This is a genomic window from Rhodococcus sp. SJ-2 (assembly GCF_053750035.1).
In genome coordinates, this window is sequence record NZ_CM132340.1 from 4,855,455 (window position 1) to 4,870,847 (window position 15,393).

General features: G+C 66.6%; 13 protein-coding genes. 9 read left to right on the forward strand and 4 right to left on the reverse strand.

All coding sequences use genetic code 11. From position 1 onward, the window contains the following. Positions 1-9 precede the first annotated feature (9 nt). Positions 10-2,814 (reverse strand): aconitate hydratase AcnA, encoded by a 2,805-nt coding sequence (gene acnA / locus ACSYG9_RS22795; protein ID WP_440124620.1) that lies wholly within the window; start codon positions 2,812-2,814, stop codon positions 10-12. Positions 2,815-3,147: 333 nt separating this feature from the next. Between acnA and ACSYG9_RS22800 the strand changes: the two genes are divergently transcribed. The 8 genes from ACSYG9_RS22800 to ACSYG9_RS22835 all read left to right on the forward strand — a co-directional run bounded on the left by ACSYG9_RS22800 (position 3,148) and on the right by ACSYG9_RS22835 (position 11,936). Then, the gene (locus ACSYG9_RS22800; protein ID WP_440124621.1) at positions 3,148-3,723 is read left to right on the forward strand and encodes an Rv1476 family membrane protein; all 576 of its coding nucleotides are present in this window, start codon (positions 3,148-3,150) and stop codon (positions 3,721-3,723) included. Positions 3,724-4,185: 462 nt separating this feature from the next. After that, positions 4,186-5,850 carry an NlpC/P60 family protein gene (locus ACSYG9_RS22805; protein WP_440124622.1) on the forward strand — a complete coding sequence of 555 codons (1,665 nt, stop codon included), beginning with the start codon at positions 4,186-4,188 and terminating at the stop codon, positions 5,848-5,850. A gap of 112 nt (positions 5,851-5,962) precedes the next feature. After that, positions 5,963-7,240: an AAA family ATPase gene (locus ACSYG9_RS22810; protein WP_440124623.1), complete on the forward strand. Its 1,278-nt coding sequence runs from the start codon at positions 5,963-5,965 to the stop codon at positions 7,238-7,240. Then, on the forward strand, positions 7,237-8,187 hold the full coding sequence (locus tag ACSYG9_RS22815; protein WP_440124624.1) for a DUF58 domain-containing protein: 951 nt from the start codon (positions 7,237-7,239) through the stop codon (positions 8,185-8,187). Before ACSYG9_RS22810 ends, ACSYG9_RS22815 begins: the two co-directional genes overlap by 4 nt. Next, positions 8,184-9,164 carry a VWA domain-containing protein gene (locus ACSYG9_RS22820; protein WP_440124625.1) on the forward strand — a complete coding sequence of 327 codons (981 nt, stop codon included), beginning with the start codon at positions 8,184-8,186 and terminating at the stop codon, positions 9,162-9,164. The genes ACSYG9_RS22815 and ACSYG9_RS22820 overlap by 4 nt, the downstream gene beginning before the upstream one ends. 64 nt (positions 9,165-9,228) lie before the next feature. Beyond that, positions 9,229-9,975 carry a 3-oxoacyl-ACP reductase FabG1 gene (gene fabG1 / locus ACSYG9_RS22825; protein WP_454840031.1) on the forward strand — a complete coding sequence of 249 codons (747 nt, stop codon included), beginning with the start codon at positions 9,229-9,231 and terminating at the stop codon, positions 9,973-9,975. A gap of 52 nt (positions 9,976-10,027) precedes the next feature. Beyond that, positions 10,028-10,834 (forward strand): NADH-dependent enoyl-ACP reductase InhA, encoded by an 807-nt coding sequence (inhA, locus tag ACSYG9_RS22830; protein ID WP_454840033.1) that lies wholly within the window; start codon positions 10,028-10,030, stop codon positions 10,832-10,834. A 28-nt stretch (positions 10,835-10,862) separates the two neighbouring features. Next, the gene (locus ACSYG9_RS22835) at positions 10,863-11,936 is read left to right on the forward strand and encodes a ferrochelatase (protein WP_440124628.1); all 1,074 of its coding nucleotides are present in this window, start codon (positions 10,863-10,865) and stop codon (positions 11,934-11,936) included. 20 nt (positions 11,937-11,956) lie between these two features. Here the strand turns inward: ACSYG9_RS22835 and ACSYG9_RS22840 are convergent, their stop codons facing one another. Then, positions 11,957-12,637 (reverse strand): winged helix-turn-helix transcriptional regulator, encoded by a 681-nt coding sequence (locus ACSYG9_RS22840; RefSeq protein ID WP_454843026.1) that lies wholly within the window; start codon positions 12,635-12,637, stop codon positions 11,957-11,959. A 164-nt stretch (positions 12,638-12,801) separates the two neighbouring features. Here ACSYG9_RS22840 and ACSYG9_RS22845 point away from each other — a divergent pair, with 164 nt between their 5' ends. Then, positions 12,802-13,635 carry a methyltransferase domain-containing protein gene (locus ACSYG9_RS22845; RefSeq protein WP_440124629.1) on the forward strand — a complete coding sequence of 278 codons (834 nt, stop codon included), beginning with the start codon at positions 12,802-12,804 and terminating at the stop codon, positions 13,633-13,635. A gap of 30 nt (positions 13,636-13,665) precedes the next feature. Here the strand turns inward: ACSYG9_RS22845 and ACSYG9_RS22850 are convergent, their stop codons facing one another. Continuing rightward, positions 13,666-14,268, reverse strand: a complete 603-nt coding sequence (locus tag ACSYG9_RS22850) for a histidine phosphatase family protein (RefSeq protein ID WP_454840035.1) — start codon at positions 14,266-14,268, stop codon at positions 13,666-13,668. Continuing rightward, entirely contained in the window at positions 14,265-15,368 is a 1,104-nt protein-coding gene (locus tag ACSYG9_RS22855; RefSeq protein ID WP_454840037.1) for an ABC transporter ATP-binding protein, read from the reverse strand. The genes ACSYG9_RS22850 and ACSYG9_RS22855 overlap by 4 nt, the downstream gene beginning before the upstream one ends. Between the last annotated feature and the right edge of the window lie 25 nt (positions 15,369-15,393).

The following is a 15,393-nucleotide window of genomic DNA, read 5'->3' on the forward strand; positions in this document are numbered from 1 at the left end:
GGGGTCGGATCAGCTACGGATCATGTTCCGCAGCACGTACTGCAGGATGCCGCCGTTACGGTAGTAGTCCGCCTCACCGGGAGTGTCGATACGCACGACCGCGTCGAACTCGACCTTGCTGCCGTCGGCCTTGGTGGCGGTGACATGCACGGTGCTCGGCGTGGTGCCCTCGTTGAGCGCCTCGATGCCCGCGATGTCGAACGACTCGGTGCCGTCGAGTCCGAGCGACGACGACGACTCACCGGCCGGGAACTGCAGGGGGATGACGCCCATGCCGATCAGGTTCGAGCGGTGGATGCGCTCGAAGGACTCGGTGATGACGGCCTTGACGCCGAGGAGGCTGGTGCCCTTGGCTGCCCAGTCACGCGACGATCCGGATCCGTATTCCTTGCCGCCGAGCACGACGAGCGGGATGCCCGCCTTCTGGTAGTTCTGCGACGCATCGTAGATGAACGCCTGCGGCGCACCGTCCTGGGTGAAGTCCCGGGTGTAACCACCGGACACTCCGTCGAGCAGCTGGTTCTGCAGGCGGATGTTCGCGAACGTGCCGCGGATCATCACCTCGTGGTTGCCGCGACGCGAGCCGAGCGAATTGTAGTCCTTGCGCTCGACGCCGTTGGCATCCAGGTACTGCGCGGCGGGGGTGCCGGGCTTGATCGGGCCTGCCGGGCTGATGTGGTCGGTGGTGACCGAGTCGCCGAGCAACGCGAGCACGCGGGCACCCTTGATGTCGGTGACCGGAGCCGGATCCATCGTCATACCGTCGAAGTACGGCGCCTTGCGGACGTACGTGGACTTCTCGTCCCACGCGAAGGTATCGCCTTCGGGAGTGGCAAGGTTCTGCCAGCGCTCATCGCCCTTGAAGACATCGGCGTAGGAGCTGCGGAACATGTCCTGGTTGATCGCCGACTTGATGGTGTCGTCGATTTCCTGAGCGGACGGCCAGATGTCCTTCAGGAACACGTCGTTGCCGTCGGTGTCCTGGCCGAGGGCGTCGGTCTCGAAGTCGAAGTCCATCGTGCCTGCAAGACCATAGGCGATGACCAACGGCGGGGACGCCAGATAGTTCATCTTGACATCCGGCGAGATGCGACCCTCGAAGTTGCGGTTACCCGAGAGCACCGCGGTCACCGAGAGGTCGTTGTCGTTGATCGCCTTCGAGATGTTCTCCGGCAGTGGACCGGTGTTGCCGATGCACGTCGTGCAGCCGTACCCACCGAGGTAGTAGCCGAGCTTTTCGAGGTACGGCCAGAGGCCGGCCTTCTCGTAGTAGTCGGAAACGACCTGCGAGCCCGGCGCCATGTTGGTCTTGACCCACGGCTTGGTGGACAGGCCCTTCTCGACCGCGTTGCGGGCCAGCAGGGCAGCACCCAGCATGACGGACGGGTTCGAGGTGTTGGTGCACGAGGTGATACCCGCGACTACGACAGCGCCGTGGTCGAGCACGAACTCGCCCTGCTCGGGGGTGGTCACGCGAATCGGCTTGGAGGGGCGGCCCTCGGCGCCGTTAGCGGCGGACGCCACAGCACCTGCATGGTCGTCGGCGAAAGTGAGTGCGGCGGGATCGGACGCGGGGAAGGACTCCTCGACGGCCTCATCCAGCTGGCTGTGATCGGCCGGGGCCTGATCCTCCACGTAGGTGTGGATGTCGCGGCGGAACGCGTTCTTCGAATCCGACAGCAGGATTCGGTCCTGCGGGCGCTTCGGGCCGGCGATCGACGGCACCACGGTGCCGAGATCCAGCTCGAGGTACTCGGAGTAGTTGGGCTCGGCGTCGGCGTCGTGCCACATGCCCTGTTCCTTGGCGTACGCCTCGACGAGCGCGAGCTGCTCGTCGCTGCGGCCGGTCAGGCGCAGGTAGTTGATGGTCTCGCCGTCGATCGGGAAGATCGCGGCGGTGGAACCGAACTCGGGGCTCATGTTGCCCAGCGTCGCGCGGTTCGCCAGGGGCACCTCGGCGACGCCCTTGCCGTAGAACTCGACGAACTTGCCGACGACGCCGTGCTTGCGCAGCATGTCGGTGACGGTGAGCACCACGTCGGTGGCGGTCACACCGGGCTTGATCTCGCCGGTCAGTTTGAAGCCGACGACGCGCGGGATCAACATGGAGACGGGCTGGCCGAGCATCGCGGCCTCGGCTTCGATGCCACCGACGCCCCAGCCGAGCACGCCGAGGCCGTTGACCATGGTGGTGTGCGAGTCGGTGCCGACGCAGGTGTCGGGGTAGGCCTGACCGTTACGGGTCATGACGGTGGGCGCCAGGTACTCGATGTTGACCTGGTGGACGATGCCCATGCCCGGGGGGACGACCTTGAAGTCGTCGAACGCGCCCTGGCCCCAACGCAGGAACTGGTAACGCTCACCGTTGCGCTGGTACTCGAGGTCGACGTTGCGCTCGAGAGCGTCGGCGCGGCCGAAGACATCGAGGATGACCGAGTGGTCGATGACCATATCGGCGGGGGAGAGCGGGTTGACCTTGTTCGGGTCGCCGCCGAGGGCGGTGACTGCCTCACGCATCGTCGCGAGGTCGACGATGCAGGGCACGCCGGTGAAGTCCTGCATGATCACGCGGGCGGGCGTGAACTGGATCTCGATGCTCGGATCGGCCGACGGATCCCAGCCCGCGATCGCGCGGATATGGTCGGCGGTGATGTTTGCGCCGTCTTCGGTGCGCAGCAGGTTCTCGGCGAGGACCTTGAGGGAATAGGGGAGTTTCTCGGTGCCGGGGACCGACGACAGACGGAAGATCTCGTACGAGTTCTCTCCGACCTGCAACGTCCCCTTGGCGCCGAACGAATCAATACTGGTGCTCACATCAGCTCCACTCGTCGTCACGGCTCGCCGTCGACGGGGCTGTGTCGACGGCTCAAGCGAGGCTCACGACTATGCCCGGGGTTGACCGGTGCCGCGGCATCTCGCCACAAGTCTAACAGTACGCTTGTCCTACATACCGGGGGTGGGTGCGAAAGGGTCGCGACGCGGGCTCTCGGCCCGAGGTGCGGTTTCCGATCCGGTCCGGTCGATCGCGTAATGTGCGGGGGTGCCGTACGAGTGCGGCATACCTGCGACACCGACGGCGTCCTCGCCGCACCCGGTTGTTGCGGCGAGTGCGGTTCGTCCGCTTCTGACCAGGACCACCGGAGAGAGATGTCTGCGCCACTTCTTCGTATACCCGGGCCCGCGGCCACGGACCTCCCTCCCGGAGTCGCTCTAGAGACGATCCTCGCGGACCTGGCCGACGATCAGGTCTCGGTCCCCGACAGCGCGGATTCGGAACTCGATCCCTCTCAACTTGTCGAGCAGGTACAACGTGCCCAGGACCACGGCATCGACCTCAGTGTCGTCGTGGTCGACAGCAACCCCTACATGGATTCGCAACTGCGCGACCTCGCCACAGCCGTCGGATCCGAGGACGGTGGCACCGTGCTCGTACTCAGCCCCAATTGGGTGGGCACCTTCAGCGACGCGCTCGATCGTGTGACGCTCGAAGCGGCGCAGGACCGGACCTACACGGGAGATCCGGTGGAGTCGACAACCAACTTCGTCGACTCGCTACTCGAACCCTCCCCGCCGTGGACTGCGATGACCCTCGTGCTGATTCTCCTGGTCGCGGCCGCCGGGGGCCTGACGTATCTCGCGAAGATCAGGCGTGCGCACGCCGAATCGGAGGCGGGTTCCGCAACGGGGCAGGTTTCTCCCGAAAGGGACAGTTCTTCGCGCTGAAATCTCCCGGATGCCGCGCCTTCACCCGATCGCGGCCGATTCTCCTGTCGGAGTGACCGCCCAGTGCGACGCCGACGGCGCGGGGTCGGCGCTGTCCCGTAATGAATGACCAGGGCGTTTCCGACGAATATCTGTGACTGTCGTGCGGGAGGTGCCCACAGTGTCGTACGGTTCACGTGGCGCTCTTGGGGAAGAAGTGTCACAACCCGAGTAGCGGGACGCTGACCCGTTACCCGCACGAGATCATCAGCGATCGGCCGCACAACCGCGGACGATCGGTGCTGTGCGCTCTTCTCTGTGTGCTCTTCTCCGGGCGTCGGGGTCGGCCGGTGCGATCGGTCGGCACGATCGAGGGAGAGCACAGTGCGACGGTTCGGCATCCACGGGGGGATTCCGCCACAGTCCTGGTCATCCGGCAGCGGGGCTACCCACAGAGATGTGCCGCCCGGCCGGGATCGGGGTGTGTCCTCTCCAACAGCGCGGCGCATTCCGCGGCTACTGGCGGGGCTGGGGCTGATCACGACAGTGGTCGTCGGGCTCGGGTCCACCGCAGGCGCGGTGCCACCCCCGCCACCGAATCCGAGCGAGTCGGAACTCGACGCTGCAGGCGCCGCGGTGAGTTCGGGCGTCGACCGAATCGGGTCACTGATCGTGCAGATTGCAGACGCCGACCAGCAATTGACCGAACTCGACGCGCAGGTGGCGATCAAGCGCGAAGACGTCAACCGTGCACTCGTGGATCTCCAATCGGCTCGCGACGCCGCGGATGCGGCCGCGCAAGAGGTCGCCACCTCGGAACTGGCACTGCAGGATGCCGGAGCCCGGATCCGGCACGCGCAGGACGATTTCGACGACTTCGCACGCAGCAGCTACACGCAGGGGGTCAACGGCGCATCGCTCGCATCCTTTCTCTCGACGGACGGACCTGACGATCTTCTGGACCGAGCACAGGTGATGCGGCTGTTGTCCTCAGGCAGAACCGCGGTGCTGGAGGCCTTGGAGCGTGCCCGCGCCACCGAGGCCAACAGCAACTCCCGGGCCCGCGCGGCGAAGCTCGACGCCGACGCCGCCGCGACCGCTGCCGAACAACGCCGATCCGAGGCGGAAGCTGCCATTTCGACTGCTCGGGCGGCGCTCGAGGCGCAGACGAGCGAGAAACAACGCATCGAGCAGGAACGCGCACAGGCCCAGACCGCACTCGACCAGGCACGGACGAATGTCACAGGGCTCGAAGGGCAGCGCGCGGAGTATGTGGCGTGGGACGATCGTCGTCGCGCGGAGGAAGCTGCCGCATCGGCGGCCGCGCAGGTCGCTGCGCAGGCCGCATCCGAAGCAGCGGTGCGGGTGGCTGCGGACGCCGCCGCGCGAGCGCGTGCCGCAGAACTCTCGAACGGACAGCGACCCCACACTCAACTCGACATCCCGGCGCCGACAGTGACTGCGCCGAGCGAGACGGAAGTCGCCGAGACCGAACCGACCGAATCCGACGGTCCCGGCACCGAGTCCGACGGCACCGGAACCGAGTCCGACGACACGGACACCGGCACTGGAACAGGCGCCGACACCGACACCGGTATCGACGAGGACGACGACGTCGGCGAATGGACGAATCCCGACCCCGCCGACGAAACGGGTCCATCGACACCTCGCCAGTCCAGCCCTCGCTCGTCCCCACGCACAACCCAGCGTCCGACACTGACCGGGGCTGCTGCCGTCGAAACGGTGATCGACCGAGGACTCTCGCAGATCGGTGTGCCCTACGCGTGGGGTGGCGGTGACGAGACCGGCCCCACCCGAGGGATCCGGGACGGTGGTGTCGCCGACAGCTACGGCGACTACAACAAAGTCGGCTTCGACTGTTCCGGACTGATGATCTATGCGTTCGCAGGAATCGGCGTCTCCCTCCCGCACTACACCGGGTACCAATACACCGCTGGTAGACAGGTTCCCGCCTCGGAGATGAAACGCGGTGACATGATTTTCTACGGACCGAACGCAAGCCAGCACGTAGGTCTGTATCTCGGCGACGGCACCATGCTCGAGGCGCCGCAGTCGGGTGCGCACGTGAAGATCTCGCCGGTACGCTGGGACGGCATGACACCGTATGTGGTGCGCATGGTGTCGTGACGGCAACGCGACGCAGGTCGCGCGGGGGTGACGACACGGAATACCGGTACCTGCAATAGTGGTGCCGGCAGGTGTTTCCAGCGGAGCGACAGGCGAAAGCGGTGGATTGTTGGTGACCTCACGCGAGGGTGGGACGTCGGGGACTGCAGGGTCGAACGACAAGAGCGAATCGACCGTCCAGAAGAGCGGCGAGCGAGGCAATGCTGTGAATGCCCCGACGGGGAACACCCCGACGGCGAACAACGCAGCAGTGAACACGACGAAGGCGCAGAAGCCCGCCGCGCCGCGCAACGACGGCCCGACACCCGACGGCCGGAGCCGCGACGGCAACGGCGCGCCGAAGGCGGTTGATCCTGCTCAGGACATCCGGCTCCTCGAGCGCGCCATCTACGAGGTCAAACGAGTCATCGTCGGACAGGATCTGCTCGTCGAGCGAATGCTCGTCGGCGTCCTCGCGCGCGGCCACGTATTGCTCGAAGGTGTACCCGGGGTGGCCAAGACCCTTGCGGTGGAAACCTTCGCCAAGGTCGTCGGCGGTTCGTTCTCCCGCGTGCAGTTCACCCCCGACCTCGTCCCGACCGACCTGGTCGGCACCCGGATCTACCGGCAGGGTCGTGAAGAGTTCGATACCGAACTCGGCCCCGTCGTCGCGAATTTCGTCCTGGCCGACGAAATCAACCGCGCCCCCGCGAAGGTGCAGTCGGCGCTGCTCGAGGTGATGGCCGAGCGGCACGTGACCATCGGCGGGAAGACCTTCCCGATGCCCGACCCCTTCCTCGTCATGGCAACCCAGAACCCGATCGAGAACGAGGGCGTCTACCCCCTCCCGGAAGCGCAGCGCGACCGGTTCCTGTTCAAGGTTCTCGTCGACTACCCGACCGTCGAAGAAGAGCGGGAAATCGTCTACCGCATGGGTGTCGCCGCGCCCGAGCCCAAGCAGATCCTCGGCAGCGACGAACTGATCCGCCTGCAGAAGGTCGCAAGCCGCGTGTTCGTGCACCATGCGCTCGTCGACTACGTGGTGCGAGTGATCTTCGCGACCCGCGCGCCTGCCGAAGTCGGCCTCGATGATGTGCAGGGCTGGATCGCCTACGGCGCATCACCCCGCGCGACGCTCGGCATCATCTCTGCTGCCCGTGCGCTGGCACTGGTACGCGGACGCGACTACGTCATCCCTCAGGACATCATCGATGTCATTCCCGACGTGCTCCGCCACCGGTTGGTGCTGTCCTACGATGCGCTCGCCGACGACGTCTCGCCGGATCACATCATCGGCCGGATTCTGCAGACCGTCGGGCTGCCGCAGGTCGCGCCTCTCGCGTCGGCTCCGCAGCCGGCACGTGCCGGCGCGTCCTCCACCGCACCCGAGGCGGGTGCGGCGCCCCGGTGAGTGAACGCGCCCCCGGGTCGCCGCCGACGTTCCGTGCCGGTCAACTGCGTGAACCCGAGCTGACCGCCGCGCTGCGCACGCTGGAATTGACGGTCCGGCGCCGTCTGGACGGTGTTCTGCACGGTGATCACCTCGGTCTGATTCCCGGCCCCGGATCCGAGCCCGGCGACGCCCGCGAATATCAGCCCGGCGACGACGTCCGGCAGATGGACTGGTCGGTCACCGCCCGCACTACCCACCCGCACGTCCGCCAGACCGTCGCCGACCGGGAACTCGAGACCTGGCTGGCGCTCGATCTGTCGGCCAGCCTCGATTTCGGCACCGGAATCTGCGAGAAACGCGACCTCGCCATCGCTTCGGTCGCTGCGATCGCCTATCTCACCGGGGGTGGCGGAAACCGCATCGGTGCGGTGGTGTCCAACGGCCGCGACTTCGTACGCATGCCTGCTCGCGGTGGGCGTCTGCACGCACAGTCGATGCTGCGAACGATCGCCACCACCCCGCACCCTCCGGACGGCACCCGCGGCGATCTGCGGGGAGTCATCGATTCACTTCGTCGCCCACAGCGCCGCCGCGGACTGATCGTGGTCATCAGCGATTTCCTCGGACCCATCGATTGGGAGCGACCGCTTCGGGCCCTGTCCGGTCGGCACGACGTGCTCGCCGTCGAGGTCCTCGACCCGCGAGATCTCGAACTGCCCGATCTCGGCGACGTCGTACTGCACGATCCCGAAACCGGCCGGACTCGCGAATTCACCACCACCGCGCAACTGCGGGCCGACTTCGCGCAGGCGGCGTCCGACCACCGCGACGCAGTGGAACAGGCGCTGCGCCGGTGTGGCGCACCCCGGTTGAGCCTGCGCACGGACCGTGACTGGATCGGCGATGTCGTCCGCTTCGTCGCGTCCCGCAGGCACAGCATCGGCGCAGGACAGGGGCGACGATGAGTTTTTCCGGTTTCGCCTCCCCATGGTGGCTGCTGTTCTTGGTCGTTGTCGCGGCACTCACCGTCGGATATGTCCTCGTGCAACGCCGCCGGCTCGCCCACACCCTCCGGTTCACCAACTTCGAACTGCTCGAGAAGGTCGCACCCGACAGACCGGGACGCGCGCGACACATCCCCGTTGCACTGTTGCTCGTCGGACTGACGTTGCTGACCATCGCGCTGGCCGGGCCCACTTCGGAGCAGCGAGTTCCCCGCAATCGAGCGACGGTGGTGCTCGCGATCGACGTGTCGCTGTCGATGGAAGCCACCGACGTCGCGCCATCCCGGTTGGCGGCGGCACAGGAAGCGGCCAAGTCGTTCGCCGACGATCTCACCCCCGGCATCAACCTCGGGCTCGTCGCCTTCTCCGGTACGGCATCGGTCCTCGTCTCACCCACCACCAACAGGGAGGCGACGAAGACCGCGATCGACCATCTACAACTGAGTGAACGCACGGCGACCGGCGAGGCGATCTTCACCTCGATGCAATCGATCGAGACCCTCGCTGCGGTCCTCGGCGGCAGCGACCAGGCACCGCCTGCCCGCATCGTCCTGTTGTCCGACGGCAAGCAGACGGTGCCCGAAAGCCCGGACGATCCCCGCGGCGGCTTCACCGCGGCCCGCCAGGCAGCCGAGAAGGGCATCCCGGTGTCCACCATTTCGTTCGGGACCCAGTACGGCAGCGTGACGATCGAAGACGAACAGATCCCTGTCCCCGTCGATGATCCGTCGCTCGAGGAGATAGCCGAGTTGTCCGGCGGCAGCTTCTTTGCAGCATCCAGCCTCGAAGAACTCGAGGGCGCCTACGACACCCTCGAAGAGCAGATCGGATTCGAGACCACGCGCGGCGATGCCAGCCGTCCGTGGCTGATGCTCGGTGTCTTCGCTGTCGCCGGGGGGCTGATCGCCGCCATGGTGCTCCGTCAGCGACTGCCTTGACGCCCGTTGTGGCACCAGCGGTGTCTTTTCGAAACTCGAGTCCCTACCAGATAGGTTTGACGGCATGACTGACGCAACCAGCGCCACACCGTCGCGGCACGTGACCACCCCCCGTTCGGTCCTCGTCACCGGAGGCAACCGGGGGATCGGCCTCGCTGTCGCCCGGCGCCTCCAGGCGGACGGACACAAGGTCGCCGTCACCCATCGCGGTTCCGGTGTTCCCGACGATCTGTTCGGCGTCGTGTGCGACGTCACCGACAGTGATTCCGTCGACCGCGCGTTCAAGGAGGTCGAAGACCAGCAGGGGCCGGTCGAGGTGCTGGTCGCCAACGCGGGCATCACCGACGACACGTTGCTGATGCGCATGACCGAGGACCAGTTCACCAGCGTCCTCGACGCGAACCTCACGGGCGCGTTCCGGTGCGCCAAGCGCGCCAACCGCGCGATGCTGCGGGCGCGGTGGGGCCGGATGATCTTCCTCGGGTCGGTCGTCGGTATGGCCGGTCAGGCAGGCCAGATCAACTACGCATCCTCGAAGGCCGGTGTCATCGGCCTGGCACGCTCGGTGACCCGCGAACTCGGCTCCAGGTCGATCACCGCCAACGTCGTCGCGCCCGGTTTCATCGAGACCGACATGACTGCTGATCTGTCCGACGACATGCGCGACATGGCGAAGAAGTTCATCCCGTTGCAGCGCCTCGGCAAGCCCGAGGACATCGCGGCGGTCGTCAGCTTCCTCGCCTCGGACGACTCCGCTTACGTCTCCGGCGCCGTCATTCCGGTCGATGGCGGTATGGGCATGGGCCACTAGCAGCCCGCGAAACCGAACCACATCCGAAACTCACTGGAGGATCGACACACTCATGGGCGGACTGCTCGAGGGCAAGACCATTCTCGTCACCGGCATCATCACCGATGCCTCGATCGCGTTTCACACCGCGAAGGTCGCGCAGGACCAGGGCGCGAAAGTAATCATTACGGGATTCGACCGGCTCCGGCTGATCGATCGCATCGCGCAACGGTTGCCGCAGCCGGTGCCGCCCGCAATCCAGCTGGATGTACAGAATCCTGAGCAGCTCGAGGGCCTGGCAGACAAGATCCGGGAACTGGCGCCCGAAGGTCTCGACGGCGTCGTGCACTCGATCGGCTTCGCGCCGCGGTCGTGCCTGGGAAGCCCGTTCCTCGACGCTCCCTGGTCGGACGTCGCGGTGGCGGTGGAGGTGTCCGCGTACTCATACGCCGCGCTCGCCAAGGCCGTCCTGCCCGTGATGAACGACGGTGGCTCCATCGTCGGTATGGACTTCGACCCCGCCCGCGCCGTCCCGTTCTACAACTGGATGGGTGTCTCCAAGGCCACCCTCGAATCCGTCAACCGATATGTGGCGAAGGAGGTCGGCTCGCGCGGCATCCGCTCGAATCTGGTGTCTGCCGGCCCGATCAAGACCCTCGCTGCAAAGGCGATCGCCGGCGACGCCACCGGGCCTGGCGCCGAGATGAACAAGCTCAACGACGGTTGGGCGGCTGCGTCGCCGATCGGCTGGGACGTCGACGACCCGACTCCGGTCGCGAAGACCGTGTGCACCGTGCTGTCCGACTGGTTGCCCGGCACCACCGGATCCATCGTCTACGTCGATGGCGGCTTCCATTCCCAGGTCGGTTTGGGCGGCTGAGGGCCTTACGAGCAGAAGGGCCGTGTCGATGGGAAACAACTCCGAGGAATACGACGCACTGGTAGTGCTGTCGTTCGGCGGTCCCGAAGGCCCCGACGATGTCCGTCCGTTTCTCGAGAACGTCACCCGCGGGCGGGGCATCCCACCGGAACGACTCGACGACGTCGCCCAGCACTACCTCCACTTCGGTGGTGTCTCTCCGATCAACGCGCTCAACCGCGCGATCATCGATGCGGCGCACACCGAACTGAGTGCGCACGGCATCGACCTGCCGATCTACTTCGGCAACCGCAACTGGCACCCGATGATCGAGGACACCGTGACGCAGATGCGTGACGACGGTGTGAAGAACGCCCTGGTGTTCGCCACGTCCGCGTGGGGAGGGTACTCGGGTTGCCGGCAATACCACGAGGACATCGCCCGGGCGGGGGAGGCGGTGGAGAACGCTCCGCGGCTGACCAAGTTGCGTCATTTCTACGACCATCCGTTGTTCCTCGATGCGGTAGCCGACGCGGTGCACGCCGCCCGTACCGAACTGCCCGACGACGTACGCGACACCGCACGGCTGGTGTTCACCGCTCACTCCATCCCCATCGCCACCGACGCGACGGGCGGACCCGCAGCAGAAGGCGGATACCTCTACAGCAGGCAGGTGTCAGAGGCCGCACGGCTCGTCGCGGAGGCCGTCGGAGTCGGCGAATACGACCTGGTGTGGCAGTCCCGTTCCGGGCCGCCGCAGGTACCGTGGCTCGAACCCGACATCGTCGACCACCTCGACAGCCTGCACGAGTCGGGAGTGAATGCCGTGATCGTCTCGCCCATCGGATTCGTCTCCGACCACCTCGAGGTGGTGTGGGACCTCGACACCGAGGCCCGGGGACGAGCCGAGGAACTCGGGATGGCGTTCGTTCGGGCCGGCACTGCGGGAACGGATCCACGATTTGCGGAACTGGTCCGCGAACTGGTGCAGGAACAGACCGACTCTGCTTCGCCGAGACGCCGTGGTTCCGAACCGTTGCTCGGTGTGGGTTGCGACGGGAGCTTGTGCGCGGTGGACTGTTGTGCCCCGCCACGCCGACCGTCCCGGCCGACCGCCGACTGAAACTGTCTTTCGGCACAGCACTATTCGCCGATGAGAGCGTCGCCGGCGGCGAGCGGCGGCGCGAACCACTCCGGCAGCGAACGGCGCAGAAACGACGGACCGTCGATGACGACCGCTCCGGAATCGAGGGCCTCCGACCAGCCGAGTTCACCGCGCCAGATCTCCGTCAACTCGCGAAGGCCAGCGGTGACACGCACGGACACGTCGAACCCGGGATCGGTATCGCACACGTCGACCGCAGTCTCGGTGATGACGAGCCACCATCGCTGCGACACCCACGACGTTCCGGGAAAGGTGAACTGCACGACCACCTCGGTCTCCGGCACCGCACTGTGAACGACATTTCTGTGCATGTCCCACATCAGCAGTTTCGGGTCCAGGTCGGCGTCGCCGAGTCGGCCCGTCCACCGCAGGCCCCATGCACCCAGTGCCTCGACCACCGGTTCCAGGTCGCGTCCGGCCGGCGTGAGCACGTAACGAACGTCGGATCCTTCGGCGACACGCTGCACGATGCCCGCGGAGACGAGTCGGTGCAAGCGCGCCGACAACAATGTCGGTGACATCCGGGGAAGGCCCCGACGCAGGTCGTTGAAGTGTTCGCTTCCGAGGACGAGTTCGCGTACGACGAGCAACGTCCACCGCTCGTCGAACAGTTCCATCGCCTTGGCGACGGGACAGAACTGGTGGTACGACGACCCCATAGTCGGATGGTATCCCGCTGCGGCGCCGACGAACAGTGCGTACGCGGCGCCGTTCCGGTACAAATTCCGTACTGGATGGCGATCCACGACCGTTCCTACAGTCGAGATACGGCCCACGGAACTTTCCGACGACTCGGGCCGACTCCGGACGAAGGAGGAGCGTGATGACCGAATCCATCACCGTAGCGGCGGCCGACCGCGAACTGAAGGCGAAACATCGAGCGATGTGGGCGCTCGGCGATTATCCCGCCGTGGCGAGCGAAGTCATCGCAGAACTGGGACCCGTCCTCGTGTCCGCCGTGGGCGTCGGCGAAGGAGATCGGGTGTTGGACATCGCCGCAGGATCGGGCAACGCCTCGATCCCGGCCGCACGAGCAGGGGCCAGGGTGGTCGCGACGGATCTGACACCGGAACTGTTCGAGGCCGGTCGCCGGGATGCGCTCGGAGCGGGGGTGCAGGTGGACTGGCGCGAGGCGGATGCCGAATCGTTGCCCTTCGACGATGCGAGTTTCGACGCGGCGATCTCGTGTGTGGGGATCATGTTCGCGCCCCACCATCAGGTCGCCGCAGACGAACTCGTCCGCGTCACCGGACGGGACGGTCGGATCGGCGTGCTGAGTTGGACCCCGTCCGGTTTCATCGGGCAGATGTTCGCCACCATGAAGCCGTACGCGCCGCCGCCGCCCGCCGGCGCCCAGCCGCCCCCGTTGTGGGGCGACGAGACGCACGTGCGTTCGCTGCTCGGAGCCCGGGTCACCGACTTCTCGGCCCGCACCGCAGTTCTGCACGTCGGGCGTTTCTCCACCGGCGAGGAGTTCCGGGACTTCTTCAAGGCCACCTACGGTCCGACCATCGCGGTCTACCGGAACATCGCGAACGACCCCCACCGGGTCGCCGCCCTCGATCGGGACCTCGCCGACCTTGCACGTGAGTACGACACCGGTGCAGGAGCGATGGACTGGGAATATCTCCTGGTCACTGCTCGTCGCGCCGACTGAGTGCTGCCCACACGTGGGAAGGGCGGTCCGCTACCGGGCTTCCGACAACCGCCCGGACGTTCGGGGAGAAGGGGGAGGTCCGGGCGTGCGGTTGACCGATCGCACCGCCCACCCCTGCGACCACTCGATCTCGCTCACCGCGCCATTGAGGATGCGCGGCGCCGGTTCGCCCGACAGGTCGTCCAGGACGGCCCGAATGAGTGCTCCGTGCGCGACCACCACGATCCGGCAGGACGGATGTGCCGCGACGATCGAATCGAGCGCGCGGCATCCTCGTTTCGCGACCGCCGCGAGCGACTCGAGGTCGGGGTAGCGGCCGTCCGGCCAGCGCGCCGCGGCATCGGACCGGGAAAGTCCCTCGGCTGCACCGTAACTGCGCTCGACGAGTGCGGGCAGAGGAGCCGCGGTGCTCACTCCGAGGTGTGCCGCGATGATCCGCCCCGTCCCCACGGCTCGTGCCGCCGTCGAGGTGATCACGGTGTCCCATTCCTCGTCGGCGAGCATCGCTGCGACCGCCCGTGCCTGCTCCTGCCCTACCTCGTCGAGCGGAATATCGCTTCTTCCCTGCAACAATCCGAGACGATTCCATTCGGTCCGTCCGTGCCGGACCAGTGCGAGCGTCGACCTGCTCATCGCGCACTGCCAGTCAGAGCCACCGTCCGGTGCGGCGCCCCACTCGTCGCGGGGGCATCCGGATAGAACAGCGCGCGCCGAACGGACAGCCCGACACGGTCGCCGACCGACGGCCGCACGCCACGGACCGAACACCGGAACTCGACGCCTCGGCAGGACACGACCACATCACTCGCGTCCCGGCCGAACAGTGACGACATCACGATTCCGTGGGCTGTATCGGCATCGCTGACCGTCGTGACATCGATGTCCCCGGGCAGTACCGCGAGGGTTCCCTCGCCGGTGGCGCCGTCCTGCAACAGATCCCGGCTCACGATCACGTCGGCGTCGATTCCGGTGAATTCGTGGGTCGTCACGGTTCCGCGCAGCAGATTCGCGTCCGACAGAAACCTCGCGACGAACGCCGACTGCGGGCGGTGCACGAGTTCCTCGGGTGTTCCGACCTGCTGTATCCGTCCACCGTCGAGCACGACGACTCGATCGGCAAGTGCAAGTGCTTCGGCGCGGTCGTGCGTGACGTGCACGACCGTGAGGTTCTGAGCACGGGTCAGTGTGCGCAGTTCGAGACGCAACCGGTCGCGGAGCGGTTCGTCCAGCGCAGACAGCGCCTCGTCGAGGAGCAGGGCACGAGGGTTTCCGGCCAGTGCGCGTGCCAGAGCGACACGCTGACGCTGTCCGCCGGACAGGGTCGCCGGATCCCGTTTCTCGACACCTGGCAACCCGACCAGGTCGAGTACCTCGGAGACGCGTTCTGCGCGCTGCGCGCGGGGCACCTTCGCCACTTCGAGCGGATACGCCACGTTGCGCTCCACACTGCGATGCGGCCAGATGGCATGTTGCTGGAACACCATGCCGAGACCGCGTTTCTCCGGTGGCACGCTGTGGCGGGCGTCGGCGACGACGTCGCCTCCGAGACACACCGTGCCCGCAGTCGGATCGAGGAAGCCGGCGACGGTGCGCAGGAGCGTGGTCTTACCGGAACCCGACGGCCCCACCAGTGCCACGAACTCGCCGTCGCGGACGGCAAGATCGATGCCGGTCAACCCGGTCGTTCCACCGGGGTAGTGCAGGTCCACACCCGTGAGAGTGATCGCGGACATGAGAGGTGAACTCCGATCTGTGGGG

Coding starts and splice junctions, on each gene's coding strand:
- ACSYG9_RS22855 (WP_454840037.1), bottom strand. CDS start 15,368: ATGTCCGCGATCACTCTCACGGGTGTGGACCTGCACTACCCCGGTGGA.
- ACSYG9_RS22820 (WP_440124625.1), top strand. CDS start 8,184: ATGAGTTTTTCCGGTTTCGCCTCCCCATGGTGGCTGCTGTTCTTGGTC.
- ACSYG9_RS22840 (WP_454843026.1), bottom strand. CDS start 12,637: ATGGGGTCGTCGTACCACCAGTTCTGTCCCGTCGCCAAGGCGATGGAA.
- ACSYG9_RS22835 (WP_440124628.1), top strand. CDS start 10,863: ATGGGAAACAACTCCGAGGAATACGACGCACTGGTAGTGCTGTCGTTC.
- ACSYG9_RS22845 (WP_440124629.1), top strand. CDS start 12,802: ATGACCGAATCCATCACCGTAGCGGCGGCCGACCGCGAACTGAAGGCG.
- fabG1 (WP_454840031.1), top strand. CDS start 9,229: ATGACTGACGCAACCAGCGCCACACCGTCGCGGCACGTGACCACCCCC.
- ACSYG9_RS22800 (WP_440124621.1), top strand. CDS start 3,148: ATGTCTGCGCCACTTCTTCGTATACCCGGGCCCGCGGCCACGGACCTC.
- ACSYG9_RS22850 (WP_454840035.1), bottom strand. CDS start 14,268: ATGAGCAGGTCGACGCTCGCACTGGTCCGGCACGGACGGACCGAATGG.
- inhA (WP_454840033.1), top strand. CDS start 10,028: ATGGGCGGACTGCTCGAGGGCAAGACCATTCTCGTCACCGGCATCATC.